At 67.5% G+C, this 20,928-nt stretch carries 25 protein-coding genes; 17 read left to right on the top strand and 8 right to left on the bottom strand.

Going from position 1 to position 20,928, the window contains the following annotated elements; all coding sequences use genetic code 11:
* The first annotated feature begins 88 nt into the window (after positions 1 to 88).
* From murJ to QF040_RS33140, 5 genes are all read left to right on the top strand, one after another.
* Positions 89 to 1,642, top strand: a complete 1,554-nt coding sequence (gene murJ, locus QF040_RS33120; protein ID WP_429614429.1) for a murein biosynthesis integral membrane protein MurJ — start codon at positions 89 to 91, stop codon at positions 1,640 to 1,642.
* Between the two features lie 74 nt (positions 1,643 to 1,716).
* On the top strand, positions 1,717 to 2,571 hold the full coding sequence (locus QF040_RS33125; protein ID WP_013540061.1) for a SirB1 family protein: 855 nt from the start codon (positions 1,717 to 1,719) through the stop codon (positions 2,569 to 2,571).
* Positions 2,568 to 2,999, top strand: coding sequence for a bleomycin resistance protein (locus tag QF040_RS33130; protein ID WP_429614430.1), 432 nt, complete (start codon positions 2,568 to 2,570; stop codon positions 2,997 to 2,999). Before QF040_RS33125 ends, QF040_RS33130 begins: the two co-directional genes overlap by 4 nt.
* A 129-nt stretch (positions 3,000 to 3,128) precedes the next feature.
* Positions 3,129 to 3,557 carry a YciI family protein gene (locus QF040_RS33135; protein WP_429614431.1) on the top strand — a complete coding sequence of 143 codons (429 nt, stop codon included), beginning with the start codon at positions 3,129 to 3,131 and terminating at the stop codon, positions 3,555 to 3,557.
* A gap of 27 nt (positions 3,558 to 3,584) precedes the next feature.
* Positions 3,585 to 4,001: a YciI family protein gene (locus QF040_RS33140; RefSeq protein ID WP_013540064.1), complete on the top strand. Its 417-nt coding sequence runs from the start codon at positions 3,585 to 3,587 to the stop codon at positions 3,999 to 4,001.
* Between the two features lie 5 nt (positions 4,002 to 4,006).
* Here the strand turns inward: QF040_RS33140 and QF040_RS33145 are convergent, their stop codons facing one another.
* Entirely contained in the window at positions 4,007 to 4,978 is a 972-nt protein-coding gene (locus tag QF040_RS33145; RefSeq protein WP_429614432.1) for a formylglycine-generating enzyme family protein, read from the bottom strand.
* A 104-nt stretch (positions 4,979 to 5,082) separates the two neighbouring features.
* Here QF040_RS33145 and QF040_RS33150 point away from each other — a divergent pair, with 104 nt between their 5' ends.
* Complete coding sequence (locus tag QF040_RS33150) at positions 5,083 to 6,309, top strand: RNA polymerase sigma factor (RefSeq protein WP_429614728.1); 1,227 nt, start codon at positions 5,083 to 5,085, stop codon at positions 6,307 to 6,309.
* A gap of 3 nt (positions 6,310 to 6,312) precedes the next feature.
* On the opposite strand, the gene QF040_RS33155 is transcribed toward QF040_RS33150, so the two are convergent.
* From QF040_RS33155 to purM, 5 genes are all read right to left on the bottom strand, one after another.
* Entirely contained in the window at positions 6,313 to 7,311 is a 999-nt protein-coding gene (locus QF040_RS33155) for a GlxA family transcriptional regulator (RefSeq protein ID WP_429614433.1), read from the bottom strand.
* Positions 7,278 to 7,907: a DJ-1/PfpI family protein gene (locus QF040_RS33160; protein ID WP_429614434.1), complete on the bottom strand. Its 630-nt coding sequence runs from the start codon at positions 7,905 to 7,907 to the stop codon at positions 7,278 to 7,280. The genes QF040_RS33155 and QF040_RS33160 overlap by 34 nt, the downstream gene beginning before the upstream one ends.
* Complete coding sequence (locus QF040_RS33165; RefSeq protein WP_429614435.1) at positions 7,904 to 8,470, bottom strand: isochorismatase family protein; 567 nt, start codon at positions 8,468 to 8,470, stop codon at positions 7,904 to 7,906. Before QF040_RS33165 ends, QF040_RS33160 begins: the two co-directional genes overlap by 4 nt.
* A 127-nt stretch (positions 8,471 to 8,597) precedes the next feature.
* Entirely contained in the window at positions 8,598 to 9,689 is a 1,092-nt protein-coding gene (locus QF040_RS33170; RefSeq protein ID WP_429614436.1) for an AI-2E family transporter, read from the bottom strand.
* Between the two features lie 51 nt (positions 9,690 to 9,740).
* Complete coding sequence (purM, locus tag QF040_RS33175; RefSeq protein WP_429614437.1) at positions 9,741 to 10,781, bottom strand: phosphoribosylformylglycinamidine cyclo-ligase; 1,041 nt, start codon at positions 10,779 to 10,781, stop codon at positions 9,741 to 9,743.
* 133 nt (positions 10,782 to 10,914) lie between these two features.
* Here purM and hda point away from each other — a divergent pair, with 133 nt between their 5' ends.
* The 5 genes from hda (at position 10,915) to QF040_RS33200 (ending at position 15,760) form a co-directional block, all read left to right on the top strand.
* Entirely contained in the window at positions 10,915 to 11,601 is a 687-nt protein-coding gene (hda, locus tag QF040_RS33180; RefSeq protein WP_041942819.1) for a DnaA regulatory inactivator Hda, read from the top strand.
* Positions 11,602 to 11,619: 18 nt separating this feature from the next.
* Positions 11,620 to 13,251: a polynucleotide adenylyltransferase PcnB gene (gene pcnB, locus QF040_RS33185; protein ID WP_013540073.1), complete on the top strand. Its 1,632-nt coding sequence runs from the start codon at positions 11,620 to 11,622 to the stop codon at positions 13,249 to 13,251.
* Entirely contained in the window at positions 13,248 to 13,907 is a 660-nt protein-coding gene (gene folK / locus QF040_RS33190) for a 2-amino-4-hydroxy-6-hydroxymethyldihydropteridine diphosphokinase (protein ID WP_429614438.1), read from the top strand. Before pcnB ends, folK begins: the two co-directional genes overlap by 4 nt.
* A 183-nt stretch (positions 13,908 to 14,090) precedes the next feature.
* A complete protein-coding gene (locus QF040_RS33195) occupies positions 14,091 to 14,735 on the top strand; it encodes a DUF47 domain-containing protein (RefSeq protein ID WP_012746613.1) in 645 nt (214 codons plus the stop codon).
* A gap of 14 nt (positions 14,736 to 14,749) precedes the next feature.
* The gene (locus QF040_RS33200; protein ID WP_429614439.1) at positions 14,750 to 15,760 is read left to right on the top strand and encodes an inorganic phosphate transporter; all 1,011 of its coding nucleotides are present in this window, start codon (positions 14,750 to 14,752) and stop codon (positions 15,758 to 15,760) included.
* Positions 15,761 to 15,763: 3 nt separating this feature from the next.
* On the opposite strand, the gene QF040_RS33205 is transcribed toward QF040_RS33200, so the two are convergent.
* Entirely contained in the window at positions 15,764 to 16,210 is a 447-nt protein-coding gene (locus QF040_RS33205) for a hypothetical protein (protein ID WP_013540076.1), read from the bottom strand.
* On the bottom strand, positions 16,207 to 16,731 hold the full coding sequence (locus tag QF040_RS33210) for a GNAT family N-acetyltransferase (protein ID WP_307643305.1): 525 nt from the start codon (positions 16,729 to 16,731) through the stop codon (positions 16,207 to 16,209). Before QF040_RS33210 ends, QF040_RS33205 begins: the two co-directional genes overlap by 4 nt.
* 180 nt (positions 16,732 to 16,911) lie before the next feature.
* Between QF040_RS33210 and rpsP the strand changes: the two genes are divergently transcribed.
* The 6 genes from rpsP to QF040_RS33240 all read left to right on the top strand — a co-directional run bounded on the left by rpsP (position 16,912) and on the right by QF040_RS33240 (position 20,925).
* Positions 16,912 to 17,175: a 30S ribosomal protein S16 gene (gene rpsP, locus QF040_RS33215; protein WP_013540078.1), complete on the top strand. Its 264-nt coding sequence runs from the start codon at positions 16,912 to 16,914 to the stop codon at positions 17,173 to 17,175.
* A 16-nt stretch (positions 17,176 to 17,191) separates the two neighbouring features.
* Positions 17,192 to 17,746 carry a ribosome maturation factor RimM gene (rimM, locus tag QF040_RS33220; protein WP_307509531.1) on the top strand — a complete coding sequence of 185 codons (555 nt, stop codon included), beginning with the start codon at positions 17,192 to 17,194 and terminating at the stop codon, positions 17,744 to 17,746.
* Positions 17,747 to 17,763: 17 nt separating this feature from the next.
* Positions 17,764 to 18,510, top strand: coding sequence for a tRNA (guanosine(37)-N1)-methyltransferase TrmD (gene trmD, locus QF040_RS33225; RefSeq protein WP_429614440.1), 747 nt, complete (start codon positions 17,764 to 17,766; stop codon positions 18,508 to 18,510).
* A gap of 113 nt (positions 18,511 to 18,623) precedes the next feature.
* Positions 18,624 to 19,007, top strand: coding sequence for a 50S ribosomal protein L19 (gene rplS, locus QF040_RS33230; protein ID WP_042582524.1), 384 nt, complete (start codon positions 18,624 to 18,626; stop codon positions 19,005 to 19,007).
* Between the two features lie 123 nt (positions 19,008 to 19,130).
* Positions 19,131 to 19,871, top strand: a complete 741-nt coding sequence (locus QF040_RS33235) for a CoA pyrophosphatase (RefSeq protein ID WP_429614441.1) — start codon at positions 19,131 to 19,133, stop codon at positions 19,869 to 19,871.
* A 52-nt stretch (positions 19,872 to 19,923) separates the two neighbouring features.
* Positions 19,924 to 20,925: a CobD/CbiB family protein gene (locus tag QF040_RS33240; RefSeq protein WP_429614442.1), complete on the top strand. Its 1,002-nt coding sequence runs from the start codon at positions 19,924 to 19,926 to the stop codon at positions 20,923 to 20,925.
* The last annotated feature ends 3 nt before the right edge of the window (positions 20,926 to 20,928 follow it).

Below are 20,928 nucleotides of genomic sequence, written 5' to 3' on the forward strand. Positions count from 1 at the left end.
TCCATTATAGGCCGGGTTGGCTTTTCCTCCGAATCGGGTCTTTTGGGCGCGGTTTCCGGTCGCTTTCGGGGCCCTACACTCGCCCACCGTGTCCCTGCTCAAATCCGCCTCCACCGTCTCCCTCCTGACCCTCGCCTCGCGCATCACGGGCCTCGTGCGCGATGTGCTCTTTGCCTCGGTGTTCGGCGTCAGCGCGCTCACCGACGCCTTCAACGTCGCCTTCCGCATCCCCAACCTGTTCCGGCGGGTCTTCGGCGAAGGCGCCTTCAGCCAGGCCTTCGTGCCGGTGCTGGCCGGGCGCAAGACCGAAGGCGGCGAAGAGGGCGCCAAGGAGCTGATCGACCACGTCGCGACGCTGCTGACCTGGACGCTTCTGGTGGTCTGCGTGGCCGGCGTGGTCGGCGCGCCGCTCCTGGTCTGGGCCATGGCCAGCGGCTTGAAGGGATTCGACGCGGCCATCGTCATGACGCGCTGGATGTTCCCCTACATCGGCTTCATGTCGCTGGTGGCGTTGGCGGGCGGCATTCTCAATACATGGCGCAAGTTCGCGGTGCCGGCGGCGTCGCCGGTGCTGCTGAACCTGGCGCTGATCTTTTCCATCGTGGTCGGCGCGCCGCTGTTTCGGCGCTATGGCATCGAGCCAATCTACGCGCAGTGCGTGGGCGTGCTGGTCGGGGGCGTGCTGCAGCTGGCCCTGCAGATCCCGGCATTGCGCGCGCTCAACCTGATGCCGCGCGTCGGCGCGAGCTTCAAGGCGCTGCGCGCCGCCTGGACCGACCCGACCACCCGCAAGGTGATGAAGCTGATGCTCCCTGCCCTGCTGGGCGTGAGCGTCGCGCAGATCTCGCTGCTTATCAACACGCAGATCGCCTCGCACCTCGCAACCGGCAGCGTGACCTGGGTGGTCAACGCCGACCGCTTGATGGAGTTCCCCACCGCGATGCTCGGCGTCGCGCTCGGCGTGGTGCTGATGCCGCAGCTGTCCAGCGCGCGCGCAGCCAAGGACGACGCGCGCTATTCCGCGCTCCTCGACTGGGGCCTGCGCCTCGTGGTGCTGCTCTCGGCCCCGTGCGCCATCGCGCTTTTGTTCTTCGCGCAGCCGCTGGTCGCCGTGCTCTTCCACAACGGCGCCTTCGGTGACGAGGACGTGAAACGCACCACCCTGGCGCTGATGGGCTACGGCGTGGGCCTCGTCGGCATCGTGGCCATCAAGATCCTCGCGCCGGGCTACTACGCCAAGCAGGACACGCGCACACCGATGCTGATCGCGGTGGGCGTGCTGGTCTTCACCCAGGTGCTCAATTTCTTCCTGGTGCCGGTGCTGCAGCATGCGGCGCTGACGCTCACGATCGCCATCGGCGCGCTGGTCAATGCAACCTGGCTGCTGGTGGGCCTCGTGCGCCGCGGCAGCTACAAGCCGGAACCCGGCTGGGGCAAGTTCACGCTGCAGGTTTTGGCCGGTACGCTGGTGCTGGCGGCTTTCCTGGTGTGGGGCGCACGCTATTTCGACTGGATCGGCCTGCGCGCGCAGCCCCTGCACCGCATCGGCCTTCTGGCCGCGCTAGTCGCCGGCGCCGCGCTGATCTATTTCGCCATCCTGGCGGCCGTCGGGGTGCGGCTGCGCAGTTTCATGCGCCGTTAGGCCACCTGGCGATACCTGTGCAATACGCATGTGTCCCGCCTTGACGCTCCCCGGATGCTCCTCTACAAAGACACATGACGTTCACATTTCAGGTCCCAACCGCTCTGGAATATTTCGAATCGCTCGTCCGCAGCGATGACCATTTCCCGCTGCTCGAGGCGGCCGCCAGCCTGGCGCAGGACGAATACCCCGAGCTCGACGTCCAGCAGGTCCTCGGCGACGTCGACCAGCTCCTCGCCCGCCTGAAGCGCCGCCTGCCGGCTGACGCCGCACCGCTCGCCCGGCTGCGCGCGCTGAACCAGTTCTTCTTCAACGACCTGAATTTCGGCGGCAACGTCAACGACTACTACGACCCCGACAACAGCTACCTGAACGCCGTGCTGCGCACCCGCCGCGGCATTCCGATTTCGCTGGCGGTGCTGTGGATGGAACTGGCGCAGGGCCTCGGGCTGCAGGCGCGCGGCATCGGTTTTCCGGGGCACTTCATGCTCAAGGTGACACTGCCCAAGGGGCAGGTGGTGATCGATCCGTTCACCGGCAAGTCGCTCTCGCGCGAAGAACTGGGCGAGCGGCTGGAGCCCTACAAGCGCAGCAACGGGCTGGTCGGCGACTTCGACGTGCCGCTCGGCCTCTACCTGCAGCCGGCCAGTTCGCGCGAAATCATCGGCCGCATGCTGCGCAACCTCAAGGAAGTGCACCGCGCGCAGGAAGACTGGCAACGTGCCATCGCGGTGCAGGATCGCCTGATCGCGCTCTTGCCCAGCGCCTGGGGCGAGTACCGCGACCGCGGCATCGCGCACGCGGAGCAGGGCAACACCGCGCTGGCGGTGCACGACCTGGAGGTCTACCTGACCCACGCCGAGGACGCCCTGGACATCGACGCCATCGCCGAGCGCGTGGCCGCCTTGCGCCGAACGGCCAACGGATGACCGCCAAGGCCGGCGTGAGCGGCACGGCGCCCGACCTGGGCACCCTGCACGAATTCCATGGTGTGCAGCCGGTCTTGCCCGTATCGGATGTGTCCCGCGCCGCACGCTGGTTTCGCGACGTGCTGGGCTTCGAACTCGACTTCATCGCCGGCGAGCCGCCCAGCTATGCGCGGGTGAAAAAGGGCGACCGCAGCTACGGCGATCCCGTCTACCTGCGCCTCTGGCAGTGCAACACCCGCGGAACTCCACCCTGGCGCGGCGAAATCGTCATCCATGTAGGCAAGGACATCGACGGCCTGCACGACGCCTATGTGAAGCGCGGCGTGACGGTCATCGAGCCGCCCGTCTCCCAACCCTGGGGCCTGCGCGAATTCGCGATCCGCGAACCCGACGGCCACGTGCTGCGTTTCTGCGGCTACCTGCCCTGAATTTCAGAAATACAAAATTACAACTGGACCGATGCGAGGGTGTCGATCCGGCGTCCGCTCGTCCGACGTGAGTACAGGAGCACGCAATTTCAACGGCTCCCGATTTCATCAACCCTCAGGAGAAACGACATGCGATTCATGATTCTGGTCAAGGCGAACAAGGATTCCGAAGCAGGCGTGATGCCCAGCACCGAGATCCTCACGGAGATGGGCAAATTCAACGAAGAGCTGGTCAAGGCCGGCGTGCTGCTGGCGGGCGAGGGCCTGCATCCCAGTTCCAAGGGCGCGCGCGTGCGCTGCGAGGGCCTGAAGCGCACCGTCATCGACGGCCCCTTCGCCGAAACCAAGGAACTGCTGGCCGGCTTCTGGCTGCTGCAGGTCAAGTCGAAGGAAGAAGCCATCGAGTGGATCAAGCGCAGCCCCTTCCAGGAAGGCGAGATCGAGATCCGCCAGGTGTTCGAAGCCACCGACTTCGGTGATTCGATGACCCCCGAACTGCTGGCCCAGGAAGAACGCCTGCGCACCGAATCCGCCAAGCGCACCGGCGCCGCCGGCTGAGCCCATCGAATCCCAAGGAGACACACCATGCGATTCATGATGCTGATGATTCCCCACGGCTACGAGACGGCCGCGCCCGGCACGATGCCCGAGGACCGCGAGGCGATGGCCGCGATGATGGCCTACAACGAATCCCTGCAGAAAGCCGGCGTGCTGATCAGCTGCGACGGCCTGCATCCACCCTCGATGGGCGCGCGCGTGAGCTTTCCGGGGCGCAAGCCGAAGGTGGTCGACGGCCCCTTCGCCGAGGTCAAGGAAGTGCTGGGCGGCTACTGGGTCATCGAGGTCGCCTCGCGCGCCGAGGCCATCGAATGGGCCACGCGCTGCCCGGGCGGGGAGAACGAGGTCATCGAGGTGCGGCAGATCCAGGAACTGGAAGATTATTCGCCCGACCTGCAGGCCGTGGCCGAGAGCTTCCCGTCGATGCAGACGGTGAAAAAATAACCGTCTTACTGTTCGCGAACCAGCCGGATGCCCACGAGCGTGTAGCGCGTGTCCGGTGCGTTCCAGTTGCGGTATGCGGCGCGCGCGTAGAAGGGCCAGGTGTGCCAGGAGCCCCCGCGGCGCACCCGCACCGTGCCCTCGGCCGGGCCCTGCGGGTCGTCGACCGGGGAGCGCGCGTAGTATTCCTCGCCATGCCAATCGGCCACCCACTCCCAGGCATTGCCGTGCATGTCGTAGAGGCCCCAGGCGTTCGGCGCGAAGCTGCCGACCGGCGCGGTGAACGCGAAGCCGTCGTCGCCCTTCAGCGCCATCGACGCCCAGCGCGGCCAGTACCTGGCGGTGCGCGCATCGAACACGTTGGCCGTGCGCAGCAGCGATTGCGGATCGTCGCCCGCGCTGTAGCGCGTGCGGGTGCCGGCGCGGCAGGCGTATTCCCACTCTGCCTCGGTCGGCAGCCGATAGTGCTTGCCTTCGGACTTGCTCAGCCAAGCGGCAAGCGCCTGCGCGTCGTTCCAGGTCACATTGACCACGGGGTGCTCGTCGCTTTGTGCAAAGCCCGGGTTGCGCCAGGAGTAGCGCACGTCGCGCCCTTCGAAGGCATCGCCGCGCCGGGTCGTGGCCGGGTCGTAGTCGGCGCGCCAGCCGTAGCCGCCGGTGCCATCGGCGATCGATTCCGGCACATAGCCCGAGGCTTCGACAAAACGGCGGAACTGGCCAACCGTCACCTCGTGCTGACCCATCCAGAACGAGCGCGTGATGCGCACGCGATGCACCGGCCCTTCGTCGCCCAGCTTGGTGAAACGCTCCTTCGGCAGCTCGGGGTAGGCGGCGGCCAGCGCTTCGGGCGTCTCGTCGCTGCCCATCATGAATTCGCCGGCCGGCAACTTGACGAAGGCCATGCCGAGGCTGTTGCGTTCCACCTCGGCAGCCTGGGCGCTGCCCAGGATGAGGCACAGGATCAGAAGACACTGTTTCATGGCCGCATGCTAGCGCGCGCAATGAGCGCAAAAGAGGCGGATGTAGCGTGAGCGACAGCAGCAACGAAGCGGCCATCCACCGCGCCATCGACGCCGTCTGGCGCATGGAATCGGCCAAGATCATCGCCACCGTCGCGCGCATGGTGCGCGACGTGGGCCTGGCCGAAGAACTGGCGCAGGACGCGTTGGTCGCCGCCCTTGAGCAATGGCCCGGGGCCGGCGTGCCCGACAACCCCGCCGCCTGGCTCACGCAGGTGGCCAAGCACCGAGCCCTCGACCGCCTGCGCCACGGCCAGCTGGCCGAACGCAAGGCGCCCGAGATCGGCCGCGAACTCGACGCGCAGCACGAGATGGCGCAGGCCGATTTCGCCGAGGCGGTCGATGCGGCGCTTGACGATGACATCGGCGACGACCTCTTGCGCCTCGTCTTCACTGCCTGCCACCCGGTGCTTTCGACCGAGGCGCGCGTGGCGCTCACATTGCGGCTCATGGGCGGCCTCACGACCGACGAGATCGCCCGTGCTTTCCTCGTGCCCGAAGCCACCGTGGCGCAGCGCATCGTGCGCGCCAAGCGCACCCTGCTCGAGGCGCGCGTGCCTTTCGAGGTGCCGCGCCGCCACGAACTCGAAGGGCGCCTGGCCTCGGTGCTCGAGGTGCTCTATCTGATCTTCAACGAGGGCTACTCCGCCACCGCCGGCGACGACTGGATGCGCCCCGCGCTCTGCGACGAGGCGATGCGCCTGGGCCGCATCGTGGCCGGGCTGGTGCCCGATGCGTCGGAGGTGCACGGCCTCGTGGCGCTGATGGAAATCCAGGCCTCCCGCACGGCCGCGCGCGTCGGCGCCTCGGGCGAACCGGTGCTGCTGCTCGAACAGAACCGCGCGCGCTGGGACCAGATGCTGATCCGCCGCGGCCTCGCAGGCCTGGCGCGCGCCGAAGCGCTTGGCGCGCTCGGCCCCTACGCCCTGCAGGCCGCCATCGCCGCCTGCCACGGCCGCGCGCGCACCGCCGACGAAACCGACTGGCCGCGCATCGCCGCGCTCTACGACGCGCTGGCCGAACTCGCGCCGTCGCCCATCGTCGAGCTCAACCGCGCGGTCGCGCTGTCGATGGCCTTCGGGCCGGCGGCGGGGCTCGAGGTGGTCGATGCGCTCATGGACGAGCCGGCGCTCAAGGGCTACCACCTGCTGCCGACAGTGCGAGGCGACTTGCTCTTCAAGCTCGGCCGCCGCGACGAGGCGCGCAAGGAATTCGATCGCGCCGCCTCGCTCACGCGCAACACGCGCGAGCAGGCGTTGCTGCGTGCGCGTGCGCGGGCCTGCACGGACTGACCGTTAGCTTTTCAGCGCCGCGTTCGCTTCCGACGGCGAGCCCGGCAATCCGAACTGATGCCACGCCCGCCGCAATTGCGTGTCGGAGCCGAAGCCCGACAGCTCCGCCGCCCGCGTCACGCTCGCGCCTGACGACAGCGCCAGTTGCGCCGCCGCAAGCCGCAGCCGCCGCAGATAGGCCAGCGGCGCCACGCCCGCATGCTCCACGAAGAGCCGCGTGAGGTGCCGCGCCGAGGTGTGGGCCACATCCGCCATGCGCGGCACGCTCCAGTCAGCCTGCGGCTGTTCGCTGACGGCGTCCTGCACGCGGTGCAGCGCGGCGTGCAGGTGGTTGCGGTAGGCGAGAAAGGGCGAGAGCTCCGGATCGTGCGGGCCGCGCCGCTGCGCCACCACCATGGTCTGCGCCACCTGCGCCGCGAGCGCTTCGCCGCAGGTTTCGGCGATGCGGTGCAGCACGAGGTCGATGCCGGTCGTGACGCCCGCGCTGCTGTAGAGCGGCGGATCGATCACGAACACGCGGTTGCTCACCACGTCGCAACGCGGCTCGACCATGCGCAGTTCGTCCAGGTGATGGTGGTGCGTGGTGGCGCGCCGCCCAGCGAGCGCGCCGGCATGCGCGGCCAGCACCGCGCCTGCGCAGACCGTGACCAACTCCACGCGGCCGCGCTCGAAACGCTGGCCGCGCAGCCAGTGCAGCAGGTCCTGTGTCTCGGGGTTGTCGATGGCGATGGTCTGGCCGGTCAGGCCGACGAGCACGACCCAGGCGGGGCCGTCCCATTGCGCGGGCAGGGGCGAGAGCCCGGCGAGCGCGACGCCGACCGAGGCCATGGACGTCGGCCGCGGGCTGGCGAACTCGATCGCGAAACGCTCGGGCCGGCCCGACGCCACGAGCCGCTGGTTCGCGATCCGCAGTGCCTCGGCCGGCCCGGCCCAGTCGAGCACGAGGCTGCCGGGGAGCAGCACGAAAACTACGCGGATGGGTGGCTGCTGTTGTGGGTCCATGCGTAGTCCATCTGGCGTGCGGTGCGTTCGGCCAACGCACGGCCTGCGAGGCGCTCGACCAGGTGCAGGCTCATGTCGATGCCTGCGCTGATCCCGGCCGAACTGACGATGCGGCCGGTGTCGACCCAGCGCACATCGTCGCGCACTTCGAGTTTCGGGAACTGCGCGCGCAGGTCGGCGATGTCTTCCCAGTGCGTGGTGACGGCCTCCTGCGTGACCACGCCGCTCCTGGCGAGCAGGAAGACGCCGGTGCAGACCGAGGCGACGATCTGCGCGCCGGCCGCGCAATCGGCGATCCAGTGCAAGGTCTCGGGGCTCGCCATTGGCGCATCGACCACGCCGCCGGGAACGATCAGCACGTCGGCTACAGGGTTGCTTGCAATGGTGTGGTCGGCGAGCAGTTGCAGGCCGGCTCGCGCCTGTAAGGGCTGGCCGGGCGATGCGAGCGCGACCGACGCGACTTCGAACGGCGCCGCCGTGCCCCGCCGCAGGCGCTGGCTGACGCGGCTGGCGGTGGTGAACACCTCGAAGGGGCCGACGAAATCCAGCGCCTCGACGCCGTCGTAGGCCAGGATCAGCACGCGCAGGGCGGTCATGCCGCTGAACCAGCGCGTTCCAGCGCCTGCGGCACGCTGCAGATCGTCGCGAAACGGCCGGCCAGCACGGCGGCCGTTCGCGACTTGATGTCGGCCGCCAGCAGCGGCCGGCCATCCGGCTGAACCATGTCGAAGGTCAGCGTGGCATCGGTCACGTAGTCGACTTCCCAGCCCAGGTCCGAGGCGTGGCGGGTGGTGGTTTCGCAGCATTGCTCGGTGCGGATGCCGCTCACGATCAGCCGGCGGATGCCGTTCTCGGTGAGCCAGACATCGAGCCCGCTGTTGACCAGCGCGCTGTGGCGGTGCTTGGTGAAGGTGGCGGCAGCCTGGAACGGCACGAGCCCGCCGATGGGGTGGACATGGCCCGATTCCACGGCGAACGGGTTGCTCGCGTTGCTGGGCTCGTCGACGTGGAAGATGCGCACGATCGGCAGGCCCGCCGCTGCGGCGCCTTCGATCAGCGCGTTCTGGGCGGCGAAGTAGGGCGCCGCGACGCCTTCGTTCCAATAGGCGCGCTGGCGGAACGATTCCTGGGCGTCGATCACAATCAGACAGGTTTTCATGGCGGTGGCTGGCGCGGAAGCGGAGTGGATGATGCCGCCAATTCTTGTGCGCCGCCAGGGGTTCGGTCCGCGCCGAAGCGGACCAGAACCGATCAGATCAGGACATCGATGCTGTCCTGCCAAGCCGTCAGACCAGCGATGCGGCCTGCAGCTCTTTCTTCAGGTACGCGTAGTACAGCGGCGCCGCCACCAGCCCGGCCGGCCCGAACACCGCCTCGGCCACGAACATCACCGCCAGCAGCTCCCACACGCTCATCTGCGTGCGGGCGCCCACCACCTTGGCGTTGATCACGTACTCGGCCTTGTGGATCACGATCAGGAAGATCAAGCAGGCCGCCGCCGTGACCGGCGAAACCGACAGGCCCACCAGCGTGATCACCGAATTGCAGACCAGGTTGCCCACGATCGGCACCAGCCCCGCCAGGAAGGTGAGGGTGATGAGTGCCGGCGTGTAGGGCAGGTGGGCGCCCCACAGCGGCATCAGGAACAGCAAAAAGATGGCGGTCAGCAGCGTGTTGAAGGCGGCGATCCAGAACTGGGCCGCCACGATCTGGGCGAAGGCTTCGCCGAAAGTCTCCACGCGCTGGTGCAGCTGCTCGGCCAGGGGCTTGCGCCGCAGCGGTACCGCGGCCACGGCCGCCAGGCTGCCGACGATCAGCCCGACATAGGAAAAGAGCAGCCCGTGCAGCCAGGCGCGCCCAGCCATCGCGAGCGAGCCGGCCTGCGCGCGCAGGTAGTTGGCGATCACGCGCTGGATCTCGGCCGCGCCCTCGGGCAGATAGGTCGCGATGTCGGGCGGCAGCTTGGAACGCAGTTCGAGCACCGTGCGGGCGGTGTAGTCGAGCAGTTCACGGTACTGGTCAGGCGCATCGACGATGTACTCGCGCGCCTGCGACAGCCCCAGCGTGACCAGCGCGGCCGGGGCCAGCAACACCACGATCACCGCCAGCACCCCGGCCCAGCCAGCGGCGCTGGAGCGCATGGCCGGAATGCGGAGGAACCCCTTTTCGAGCAGGCGGGCGAACCGGCGCGTGACGAGGAAGCCGATGCACACGCAGATGAGGCCGGGCAGCAGGTGCTCCCACATCACCAGCATCAGCGCGCCCAGCATCAGCAGGTAGCTGGCGAGCATCACGCCGCGCGAGGCCGTGGGCCGGACGATGGGCGCCGCGGGGGATGCGGCGGCGTTGGCGAAGGTGGGTTGCGGCTTTTTGGCCATCCGGGGTTCGGGTGCGCTGCTCGGTGTGGTTGTGGCAGGAGCCTGGGGCGATCAGCCCACGACCACCGCGGCGCCTGCGCCGCGCTCGGCGATGACGCCGATCTCATGCACCTTTTCGCCCGATGCGCGCAGCGTGGCAGCGCAGGCGGCGGCTTCGGCCGCATCGATGACCACGACCATGCCGATGCCGTTGTTGAAGGTGCGGTTCATCTCGATGTCGTCGATGCCGGCGACCTTCTGCAGCCAGGCGAAGAGCTCGGTCTGCGGCCAGCTGCCCTTCTTGAGGTGGGCGGCGGTGCCTTCGGGCAGCACGCGCGGAATGTTCTCGAGCAGGCCGCCGCCGGTGATGTGGGCCAGTGCCTTGATCGGGTGCTTGGCCAGCGCCTCGAGCACCGGCTTCACGTAGAGGTGGGTGGGCTCCATCACGGCTTCGCGGAAGGGTTTGCCGTCGAGCGTGGCGGGCAGGTCGGCGCCCGCGCGCTCGATCACCTTGCGCACCAGGCTGAAACCGTTGGAATGAACACCGGCCGAGGCCAGGCCGAGCACCACGTCGCCGGGCTTCACGTTCTGGCCGGTGAGGATCTTCGATTTTTCGACCGCGCCGACCGCGAAGCCCGCCAGGTCGTACTCGCCGGCGGGGTACATGCCGGGCATTTCGGCGGTTTCGCCGCCGATCAGCGCGCAGCCCGAGAGCTCGCAGCCGCGCGCGATGCCGCCGATGACCGCTGCCGCGGTGTCGATATCGAGCTTGCCGCAGGCGAAGTAGTCGAGGAAGAAGAGCGGCTCGGCGCCCTGCACCAGCACGTCGTTGACGCTCATGGCCACGAGGTCGATGCCGACGGTGTCGTGCATGTTCCACTCGAAAGCCAGCTTGAGCTTGGTGCCCACGCCGTCGGTGCCGCTCACCAGCACCGGCTCCTTGTAGCGCTTGGGCACCTCGAACAGGGCGCCGAAACCGCCGATGCCGGCCAGCACGCCTTCGCGCATGGTCTTCTTGGCCAGGGGCTTGATGCGGTCAATCAGCGCGTCGCCGGCATCGATATCGACACCGGCATCCTTGTAGCTGAGCGGGGTGGGCGTAGGGGAGGTCATGGGTGTGCGAAAGCGAACAAGAGAGCCCACAAGAGGCGGGGTGGTAGAGGCGCCGGCAACCGGAGCGGCCGGGCCGATAGAATTCCTGTTGATTTTAAGGGCCCCAGCGGCCCCCTCCATGAACCTTCCCGGGATGAAACAGCTCGCGCTCGATATCGGCATTGCGACGGGCCCCAGCTTCGACGCCTTTTTTGCCGGCCCCAACGAGGCGGCGCTGCGCCACCTGCAAGTGTGGGTGGGCAGCGCCGGCAGCCCTGCGCTGCACTCGCCGGTGCCCACCTATCTTTGGGGCGAAGGCGGCAGTGGCAAGACCCATCTGCTCGAATCGGTGCGCGTCGCACTGCGCGAGCAGGGCGCGAGCGTGGGCTGGCTGCACGCCGGCCTGCTCGAGCCGCCCGAGTTCGACGAGCGCTGGGGCGCCGTGCTGCTCGACGACGTGCACCTCTACACCGCCGTGCAGCAGCACGCGGCCTTCAACTGGTTCGTCAACGCCCAGACCCTGCAGCGCGGCGTGGTCGCCGCCGGCGCGCTGCCGCCGGCCGACCTGCCGCTTCGCGAAGACCTGCGCACCCGCCTGGGTTGGGGCCATGTGTTCCACCTGCAGGTGCTCAGCGAGACCGAGCGCCGCGCGGTGCTGCGCCAGGCGGCCGATGCGCGCGGCGTGATGCTGTCCGACGACGTGCTCGATTTCATGCTGCACCGCTTCAGCCGCGACCTCGGCAGCCTGATGGAATTGCTCACGCAACTCGACGGCTACGCGCTCCAGACACAACGCGCGATCACCATCCCGTTGATCCGATCCATGCTCGAAAACGAATAAGAAGAGCTTTCACAACCAATGATCAAGACATTCATCGACAAGCTGCTGGGCAAATCCGCCGGCGGCACGCAGGGCAAGAGCCGCTTCGGCAAGCGCCAGGAGGTGCCGGCAGAGGTTCACAAGATCGATCCGGCCCTGGTCGACGAACGCGCGAAGAACGTGGTCACCACGCTCCAGCAGGCGGGCTACGAGGCCTATGTGGTGGGCGGCGCGGTGCGCGACCTGCTGCTGGGCCTGCGCCCGAAAGACTTCGACGTGGCCACCAATGCCACGCCCGAGCAGGTGAAATCGCTGTTCCGCCGCGCCTTCATCATCGGCCGGCGCTTTCGCATCGTGCACGTGGTGTACGGCCGGGGGCGCGAGCACGAGGTGATCGAGGTCTCGACTTTCCGTGCCTACATGGACAGCGCCGCCGCCGAGCAGGTGGCCGGCAATGAGCGCACCAGCAAGGGCGAGCTCGCGAGCATGAAGCACGCCGTGGACGCCAGCGGCCGCGTGCTGCGCGACAACGTCTGGGGCCCGCAGGAAGAAGACGCGGCGCGCCGCGACTTCACCGTCAACGCCATGTACTACGACCCGGCCAACCAGGTGGTGGTCGACTATCACAACGGCATCAAGGACGCCCAGAAGCTCACGCTTCGCATGATCGGCGACCCGGTCACCCGCTACCGCGAAGACCCGGTGCGCATCATTCGCGCCATTCGCTTCTCGGCCAAGCTCGCGGCGCTGGGCTTCAAGATGGAAGCCAAGACCGCCGCGCCGCTGATCGAGTCGAGCAAGCTCCTGGCCGACGTGCCGCAGAGCCGCATGTTCGACGAGATGCTCAAGCTCCTGCAGACCGGCCACGCCATTGCGACGATCGAGCAACTGCGAAAGCTGGGGCTCGCCACCGGTATCTATCCGCTGCTGGACGTGGTGGTCGAGCGCGCCGACCAACCGTTCGTGAAGGCGGCCCTGCAGGACACCGACCGCCGCGTGGGCGAAGGCAAGCCCGTGGCGCCCAGTTTCCTCTTGGCCTGCGTGCTGTGGGCCGACGTGCGCGACGGCTGGGCCCAGCGTCAGGAAGGCCGTCACGGCCAGCGTCCGCAGCCGCCGTTCCCTGCGCTGCAGGACGCGATCGACGACGTGTTCAATTCGCGCATCGGCGACGTGTCGGGCCGCGGCAAGCTGGCCGCGGACATGCGCGAGATCTGGATGATGCAGCCGCGCTTCGACAAGCGCACCGGCTCCACGCCCTACAGCCTGGTCGAGCAGGCGCGCTTTCGGGCTGCTTTCGACTTCATGCGGCTGCGCGCCGACGTGGGCGAGGTCGGAGAGGCGATTGCCGAGTGGTGGCAGGAATTCAGCACCGCCGACGACGTGCGCCGTCAGGACCTGCTGGAGCAGGTGCGCGACGAGCAGAAGACCCGCCAGCGCGTGCGGGTGCGTGAAACCCCGCCGCCGTCGAAGCCACGCAGCGAGCCGGCCGGCCGGCAGCGCCAGGGTGAAGCCCTGGTCCAGGATTCGGAACAGGACGAAGAAGTCGAAGTCGAGGCTGGCGCCGTGCCGCCCGATGGCGAAGCGCCCGCGGTGCGCAAGCGCCGGCGCCGCCGCAAACCCCGGACCGGTGGCGGTGGTGGTGAGGGCGGCGGAAGCGCCGACGGCGCATGAGCGCGTCCGACCAGCCGAAGGGCGGCAAGAAGAACCCCAAGGCCAGTGACAAGGCCAAGGCCGCTCCGCCGCGCGCGGGCGGTGCGAAGCCTCCGTCGGCCGGCGCCAGGAAGGGCCCGCCCGGCGGCCCCCCCGCACGTCGTGCGCCTGCCCGAGCCCCCACGAGCCGCCCCCGCGGCCCGCGCGAGGACTACCCGACCGTACAGGCCTTCGTCGCCATCGGCGCCAACCTGGGCGATGCCGAGGCTTCGGTGAAGGCCGCCATGGCCGCCATCGGCGCGCTGCAGCGCACCACGGTGACCGCCCGCTCGTCGCTCTACCGCAGCGAACCGGTGGATGCAGAAGGCCCCGATTTCGTCAACGCCGTGGTGGCCGTGCGAACCGGCCTGGATGCCGAGCAATTCCTCGTGGCATTGCAGCGCCTGGAGACGCAGGCCGGCCGCGAAAGGCCGTTCCCCAACGCGCCGCGCACGCTCGACCTGGACCTCCTGATGCACGGCAATTCGGTGATGGACACGCCCACGCTGACCCTGCCGCATCCCCGCATGCGCGAGCGCGCCTTCGTTCTGAAGCCGCTCGCCGAGATCGCCCCGGACAAGGTGCCGCGCGCGGCGCTGGCCCGCGTCACGGGCCAAGTGGTCAAGCGCATCGTCTGAGAAACCGCACGGCAAGCGACCCGCTTTGCCTTGCGATGGTTCGGCGACCGGCATCGTGATTTCGGGCAATCCAGCGACCGGGAAAAGCCGGCGCGCCGGGACACGGTCGTCGCTCCCGTTAAACTTCGCCGGTTTTTCATGCAGGTGTCATCCAGTTGTGGTTGGCACACCCCAGGAGTTTCCATGTTCGGCAAGCTGCTGCCCCGCGAGGGCAATTTCTTCGAGATGTTCAACCAGCACGCCGAGCGCATCGTGGAGGCAGCGAGGGCTTTCGAGCAACTCGTTGCCAACTACAGCGACGTGCACCTGCGGGAGCAGTACAACCGCGACGTCGACAACGCCGAGCGCGCGGCCGACCGCGTGACGCACGACGTCAACCGGCTGATCCACAAGACCTTCATCACGCCCATCGACCGGGAGCAGATCCACAAGCTCATCAACACGATGGACGATGTGGCCGACCTGATCCAGGACTCGGCCGAGACGATGGCGCTGTACGACGTGCGCCACATGACCGACGAGATCGTGCGCCTCACTGCCCTGAGCGTGAAGTGCTGCGACCGCCTGAAGGACGCCGTCAAGTTCCTCGGCAAGATCGCCGACCCGGCCGTGGCCGAGGCGACGCTCAAGACCTGCGAGGAAATCGACCGCCTCGAATCGGACGCCGACCGCGTGATGCGCAGCGCCATGAGCAAGCTCTTCCGCGAGGAGCCCGATGTGCGCGAGGTGATCAAGCTCAAGGCGATCTACGAGCTGCTCGAGACGATCACCGACAAGTGCGAGGACGTGGCCAACGTGATCGAGGGCATCGTCCTCGAGAACTCCTGAGCGGGTAGCAACCGATGGCAACGGCTCAGGTCGCCCTTTGGGTGGTGATAGTGCTGGTCGCGCTGGCGATCCTGTTCGACTTCATGAACGGATTCCACGACGCCGCCAATTCGATCGCGACGGTGGTCTCCACCGGCGTGCTCAAGCCGGGGCAGGCCGTGGTGTTCGCGGCCTTCTTCAACCTGATCGCGATCTTCATCTTCCATTTGAGCGTGGCGGCCACGGTGGGCAAAGGCATCGCCCAGCCCGGCGTGGTCGATGTGCACGTGGTGTTCGGTGCGCTCATCGGTGCCATCAGCTGGAACCTCGTGACCTGGTACTACGGCATCCCGAGCAGCTCGTCGCACGCGCTGATCGGTGGCATCGTGGGCGCGGTGATCGCCAAGACCGGCACGACCGGCCTCGTGGCCTCGGGCATCTGGAAGACCGTGGCGTTCATCTTTGTGTCGCCGCTGCTGGGCTTCCTGCTGGGCTCGATGATGATGATCGTGGTGGCCTGGAGCTTCCGGCGCGCCACGCCGTCGCGGGTGGACCGCTGGTTCCGGCGGCTGCAGTTGGTTTCGGCCGGCGCCTACAGCCTGGGCCACGGCGGCAACGACGCACAGAAGACCATCGGCATCATCTGGATGCTGCTGATCGCCACCGGCTACGCCTCGGCCGGCGACGCGGCACCGCCGAACTGGGTCATCGTGAGCTGCTACACCGCCATCGCACTGGGCACCATGTTTGGCGGCTGGCGCATCGTCAAGACGATGGGCCAGAAGATCACCAAGTTGAAGCCCGTGGGCGGCTTCTGCGCAGAAACCGGCGGCGCGCTGACGCTGTTCCTGGCAACGGCGCTGGGCATTCCGGTGTCGACCACCCACACCATCACCGGCGCCATCGTCGGCGTGGGCTCTACGCAGCGCGCGAGCGCGGTGCGTTGGGGCGTGGCGGGGAACATCGTGTGGGCGTGGATCTTCACGATCCCGGCGTCGGCCTTCGTGGCCGCGATCGCCTACTGGCTCAGCATGCAGCTGTTCTGACGGCTACTGCGAGATCTTTCGGCCTTCTTCGATCTGGTGTTCGAAGTAGCGCTGGAAGCTGAACACGATGCTGGCCATCAGGATCGTGCTGCCGAAGAAGAGCGACAGCACCACGGCGCCGATCGTGAACCAGTTGGTCTGGCCCGGCGCGGCGTCTTCCGGTGCGCTGGTGTTGAAGCGGGCATTCCACTTTTCGGGCGCCATCAGGCCGTAGACGATCGCCGTCAGCGCGCAGCCGGCGATGGTGAAGCCCAGCAGCGGAATCAGCGCCCAGCTCAGGCCGTCGTCCACACCGTACATGCGCACACGCTCGATGCCGTAGATGCCCAGTGCCGTCGGAATGGGCAGCAGCCAGCCCAGCAGGTCGCCCATGCCGCGCAGGTAGAAGCGGTGCAGGCCCAGGGGGCCGCCGAGGAAAGAGAGCCAGGCCGCGGTAGTTTTGTTTTTCATTCGGGTTTTGTCGTGCTGCCTTCGCCGAGCACCTTTTCCATCAGGACCACGTCGCGCCATTCGCCGAACTTCCAGCCGCAGTCTTTCAGCACGCCCACGTGGGTGAAGCCTTGGCTGCGGTGGACGCCGACGGAGCCGGCGTTGGCCGAGTCACCGATCACCGCGATCAGCTTGCGGACGCCGACCGCTTCCGCGGCCTGCGAGAGCGCCGCCAGCAGCTTGGCGCCCAGACCCTTGCCGCGTGCTGACTGCGCCATGTAGATCGAGTCTTCGGCCGAAAAACGGTAGGCCGGGCGCGGCTTGAACCAGTTGCAATAGGCAAAGCCCAACACCTCGCCATCTTCTTCGGCGACCAGGTAGGGCAGGTTCTTGCTCAGCACGTCGGCGCGGCGCGCAGCCATGTCGGTGCCGGAGGGCGCCTCGGTCTCGAAGGTGCCCGTGCCGTGCAGCACATGGTGGGCGTAGATGGCCGTGATGGCCGCGACGTCGTCGTCGCGGCTGGGGCGGATGGAGAGGGTCATGGGTGAAAAAGAGACGGGGCGGGGCCGAAAATTCGGAGAAAACGCGTAGCGGGCTATAATCGCAGGCTTTTCAGCGTGTCGCTGGCCGGGTGGCCATGTCGCGTGTCTCGACGCTGGAAGAACATTGTGAGCGGGCCTCTTTCTCATCCAACTGGCTCGCTGACCACCCAAGGATAAATCATGGTCGTCATTCGACTCTCCCGCGGCGGCTCCAAAGGCCGTCCGTTCTTCAACATCGTCGTGTCGGACAAGCGCGTTCGCCGCGATGGCCGTTTCATCGAGCGCCTGGGTTTCTACAACCCGACCGCCAAGGAAAACGAAGAAAGCATCCGCATTGCCCAGGATCGCCTGACCTACTGGAAGAGCGTTGGCGCCCAAGCCTCGCCCACGGTCCTGCGCCTGATCAAGCAAGCTGCAGCCGCAGCCCCCAAGGCGGCAGCCTAAGCCGTCACGCACGGCGATGTTGCCCGCACTCGAAGCCGCCGAATTGCCGGCGGACGCGATCGAGGTAGGACGCATCGCCGATGCCTGGGGCATCAAGGGCTGGTTCAAGGTCCTGCCCCACAGCGCCCAACCCGAGGCGCTTTTTTCTTCCAAGCGCTGGTTCCTGCAGGCTCCCGGAGCCTCGGCGAACGCCGCTTTCCGGCTTGCGATCCGCGAAGCCAAAGAACATTCCGACTGCATCGTCGCCTCGTCCGAAGAGGTGCCTGACCGCAATGCGGCCGAGGCCCTGCGCGGCGCGCGCGTGTTCGTGCCGCGCTCGAGTTTCCCGACGGCCGGCGACGACGAGTACTACTGGGTCGACCTGATCGGCCTGTCGGTCGTCAACCGCGAAGGCGTGACGCTCGGCACGGTGCGCGAACTGCTCGCCACCGGCCCGCAGACCACGCTGGTGCTCACCGCCGAAGAAGACGGCAAGACCGTCGAGCGCATGGTGCCCTTCGTCTCTGTTTTCGTCGACAAGGTCGATCTGGCCGGCCGTCTCATCACGGTCGACTGGCAACCCGAGTTCTGACCCCGCGGCTTGCGCGCATGCGCTTCGACGTCCTCACGCTCTTTCCCGAACTGTTCGCGCCTTTCATGGCCAGCGGCGTGACGCGTCGCGCCTACGAGTCCAAGCAGGTCGAGGTCGTGCTCTGGAATCCGCGCGATTTCGCTCAGGGCAACTACAAGCGCGTGGACGACCGACCCTTCGGCGGCGGTCCCGGCATGGTGATGATGGCCGAGCCGCTGGCGGCCTGCCTCGATGCGGCGCTGGCTGCGCGCGGAGCGGAAGCACCGGTCGTGCTGTTCTCGCCCATCGGCGAGGCGCTGCGCCACGGGGCGGTCGAAAAATGGTCGGCCAGCGAGGGCGCGGTGCTGGTCTGCGGCCGCTACGAAGGCATCGACCAGCGTTTCATCGATACGCGCGTCACCCATCAGATCAGCCTCGGCGACTTCGTCCTCTCCGGCGGCGAGATCGCGGCCATGGCGCTGCTCGATGCTGTGGCGCGGCTGCAGCCAGGGGTGTTGAGCGACGAGGCCAGCCATGTGCAGGACAGCTTCAACCCCGCGCTCGATGGCTTGCTCGACTGCCCGCATTACACCCGGCCAGAGCAATGGAACGGGCAGGGCGTTCCGGCGCCGCTGCTCTCGGGTCACCATGCGCAGATCGAGCGCTGGCGCCGCGACCAGCGGCTGGTTGTGACGGCCACCAAGCGCCCCGATCTCATCGACGCCGCTCGCGCCGCCGGCCGCCTGAACAAGGCCGATGAGACAGTGCTGAAAAAAAAGCTATAATCTCGGGCTCCCCGATCCTCTGCCCGGCCGCGCCTGGCATTCTGTTCACCTCAGGGCGACAGATACCAACGGCGCCTTTTGTGTAGCCCGACACGATCGAATATCAGGAAATCATGAACCTCATCGAAACCCTCGAGCAGGAAGAAATCGCCCGCCTCGGCAAGAAGATCCCCGATTTCATGCCCGGTGACACGGTCATCGTCAGCGTGAGCGTCGTCGAAGGCACCCGCAAGCGCGTTCAGGCCTACGAAGGCGTCGTGATCGCCAAGCGCAATCGCGGCCTCAACAGCGGCTTCACCGTGCGCAAGATCTCCAGCGGCGAAGGCGTGGAGCGTACGTTCCAGACCTACAGCCCGCTGATCGCCGGTATCGAAGTCAAGCGTCGTGGCGATGTGCGCCGCGCCAAGCTGTACTACCTGCGCGATCGCAGCGGCCGTTCGGCACGTATCAAGGAAAAGCTGCCGGGCAAGTCGCAAGCAGCAGCGGCCGCCAAGTAAGCCGTTTTCCTGCAGTGCAAAAAGCCGCCGTTCTGGCGGCTTTTTGCGTTGTTGCTCCGCCCGAAGACAACTTTCCGTTTTTCCGCTCTACTTCTTCCTTCCGGCTCCGGCACCTTTCATCTCTTGACCACCTCATCCACATCCCCGCAGGACGCCTCCCTCGAACCCGTCAACGCCGTGGCGCCGTCCACGCTGCCGCCGTTCGATCCGCGCAAGGCGCCCTTCACGGTGAGGAACGATGGATTGCCGGCAGTGCCGGCCGCGCAGTTGACGGCACAGGCCCTGCGGGCCCGTTTCGAAACGCCGCCGGTCTGGATGCCTGAACTGCGCCGTGAGCCGCGCATGACCGAGCGCGTACCCGCGCAGGCTGCCGTGCTCGTGCCGATCGTGCAGCGCCCGCAAGGCGCGACCGTGCTGCTGACCGAGCGCACCGCGCACCTCTCGACCCATTCGGGTCAGGTCGCGTTTCCCGGCGGCCGCGTCGATCCCGAAGATGCGAACGTTGCAGCCGCTGCGTTGCGCGAGGCATGGGAAGAGGTCGGCCTCTCCGCGCAATACATCGAAGTGCTCGGCAACCTGCCGACGTACACGACGGTCACGTCCTTCATCGTGACGCCAGTGGTCGCGCTGGTGCAGCCCGGCTTCGAACTCGCCATCAATCCCTACGAGGTCGCCGATGCCTTCGAGGTGCCGCTCGCGTGGCTGATGGACCCGGCCAACCACCGCCACCACACCGTGCCCGCACCCGACGGCACGAAGCGCCAGTGGTATTCGATGCCCTACCAGGACGGGGCCGACGAGCGCTTCGTCTGGGGTGCCACCGCCGGCATGCTGCGCAATCTTTACCGTTTCCTGAGCGCCTGAATCCCGCCTGAATCCCGGCTGGATCTGCAGGCTCTCTCGCTATCATCGACGGATGAGCTTCTTTGCCATCCTGTGCGCGTTGCTGATCGAGCAAGTGAGGCCGCTGGGCCCTCACAACCCCGTGTACGGCACAGTCCTCGCGTGGACCCGCTGGACCAGCCGCAACTTCGATGCGGGCAAGCCCCATCACGGATGGATCGCCTGGGGGCTCGCCGTTTTCGTGCCCACGCTCGTGGCCCTCGGCGTGCATTGGCTGCTGGTGCTCACGCTGGGCCTGCCCTTCGCGGTGCTCTGGAGCATCGCGGTGCTCTACGTCACGCTGGGCTTTCGGCAATTCAGCCACCACTTCACCGACATCCGCGATGCGTTAGACGAGGGCGACGAGCCGCTCGCGCGCTCGCTGCTCGCCCATTGGCAAGGCGTCGATGCGGCCGAGCTCAAGCGCAGCGAGATCGTGCGCCATGTGATCGAGCATTCGGTCATTGCCGCGCACCGCCATGTGTTCGGCGTGCTGGCGTGGTTCTCGGTGCTCGCTGCTATCGGCCTCGGACCGGCTGGCGCGGTGTTCTATCGGATGAGCGAATTCGTCGCACGCTACTGGGCCCACAAGAACGGCGCGGCGGTGCAACCGTCGAGCATTTCTGTGCAGCAGGCCGCAGAGAGCGCCTGGCACGGCATCGACTGGCTGCCCGCTCGCATCACGGCGCTGGGCTTCGCGGTGGTCGGCAGCTTCGAGGAAGCCATCGACTGCTGGCGCAACGATGCCCGGCGCTTTCCGAACGAAAACGACGGCGTGATCCTCGCAGCCACGTCGGGCGCGGTCAATGTGCGCCTCGGCGGCGGCTCGCTGAGCCCCATTCCGGTCACGGACCCGCTGCCGCGCGCACAGGCCGGCGAATCCGTGATCGACGGCCGCAGGCCCGACAGCGGCAGCACGCCGGGGCGCGAGCCTGAGCCCGGCCACTTGCGCAGCGTGGTCGGCCTCGTCTGGCGCTCGGTCGTGATGTGGATGGTGCTGCTGGCGTTGTTGACGCTGGCCCGTCTGCTGGGCTGAGTG

Source organism: Variovorax sp. W2I14, from assembly GCF_050435205.1.
GTDB classification, from domain to species: Bacteria; Pseudomonadota; Gammaproteobacteria; order Burkholderiales; family Burkholderiaceae_C; genus Variovorax; species Variovorax paradoxus_C.

Excerpts from the sequence above, each read along its gene's own strand:
- QF040_RS33125 (WP_013540061.1), top strand. The coding sequence starts at position 1,717 with ATGACGTTCACATTTCAGGTCCCAACCGCTCTGGAATATTTCGAATCG.
- QF040_RS33130 (WP_429614430.1), top strand. The coding sequence starts at position 2,568 with ATGACCGCCAAGGCCGGCGTGAGCGGCACGGCGCCCGACCTGGGCACC.
- QF040_RS33135 (WP_429614431.1), top strand. The coding sequence starts at position 3,129 with ATGCGATTCATGATTCTGGTCAAGGCGAACAAGGATTCCGAAGCAGGC.
- QF040_RS33140 (WP_013540064.1), top strand. The coding sequence starts at position 3,585 with ATGCGATTCATGATGCTGATGATTCCCCACGGCTACGAGACGGCCGCG.
- QF040_RS33145 (WP_429614432.1), bottom strand. The coding sequence starts at position 4,978 with ATGAAACAGTGTCTTCTGATCCTGTGCCTCATCCTGGGCAGCGCCCAG.
- QF040_RS33150 (WP_429614728.1), top strand. The coding sequence starts at position 5,083 with ATGGAATCGGCCAAGATCATCGCCACCGTCGCGCGCATGGTGCGCGAC.
- QF040_RS33155 (WP_429614433.1), bottom strand. The coding sequence starts at position 7,311 with ATGGACCCACAACAGCAGCCACCCATCCGCGTAGTTTTCGTGCTGCTC.
- QF040_RS33160 (WP_429614434.1), bottom strand. The coding sequence starts at position 7,907 with ATGACCGCCCTGCGCGTGCTGATCCTGGCCTACGACGGCGTCGAGGCG.
- QF040_RS33165 (WP_429614435.1), bottom strand. The coding sequence starts at position 8,470 with ATGAAAACCTGTCTGATTGTGATCGACGCCCAGGAATCGTTCCGCCAG.
- QF040_RS33170 (WP_429614436.1), bottom strand. The coding sequence starts at position 9,689 with ATGGCCAAAAAGCCGCAACCCACCTTCGCCAACGCCGCCGCATCCCCC.
- purM (WP_429614437.1), bottom strand. The coding sequence starts at position 10,781 with ATGACCTCCCCTACGCCCACCCCGCTCAGCTACAAGGATGCCGGTGTC.
- hda (WP_041942819.1), top strand. The coding sequence starts at position 10,915 with ATGAAACAGCTCGCGCTCGATATCGGCATTGCGACGGGCCCCAGCTTC.
- pcnB (WP_013540073.1), top strand. The coding sequence starts at position 11,620 with ATGATCAAGACATTCATCGACAAGCTGCTGGGCAAATCCGCCGGCGGC.
- folK (WP_429614438.1), top strand. The coding sequence starts at position 13,248 with ATGAGCGCGTCCGACCAGCCGAAGGGCGGCAAGAAGAACCCCAAGGCC.
- QF040_RS33195 (WP_012746613.1), top strand. The coding sequence starts at position 14,091 with ATGTTCGGCAAGCTGCTGCCCCGCGAGGGCAATTTCTTCGAGATGTTC.
- QF040_RS33200 (WP_429614439.1), top strand. The coding sequence starts at position 14,750 with ATGGCAACGGCTCAGGTCGCCCTTTGGGTGGTGATAGTGCTGGTCGCG.
- QF040_RS33205 (WP_013540076.1), bottom strand. The coding sequence starts at position 16,210 with ATGAAAAACAAAACTACCGCGGCCTGGCTCTCTTTCCTCGGCGGCCCC.
- QF040_RS33210 (WP_307643305.1), bottom strand. The coding sequence starts at position 16,731 with ATGACCCTCTCCATCCGCCCCAGCCGCGACGACGACGTCGCGGCCATC.
- rpsP (WP_013540078.1), top strand. The coding sequence starts at position 16,912 with ATGGTCGTCATTCGACTCTCCCGCGGCGGCTCCAAAGGCCGTCCGTTC.
- rimM (WP_307509531.1), top strand. The coding sequence starts at position 17,192 with ATGTTGCCCGCACTCGAAGCCGCCGAATTGCCGGCGGACGCGATCGAG.
- trmD (WP_429614440.1), top strand. The coding sequence starts at position 17,764 with ATGCGCTTCGACGTCCTCACGCTCTTTCCCGAACTGTTCGCGCCTTTC.
- rplS (WP_042582524.1), top strand. The coding sequence starts at position 18,624 with ATGAACCTCATCGAAACCCTCGAGCAGGAAGAAATCGCCCGCCTCGGC.
- QF040_RS33240 (WP_429614442.1), top strand. The coding sequence starts at position 19,924 with ATGAGCTTCTTTGCCATCCTGTGCGCGTTGCTGATCGAGCAAGTGAGG.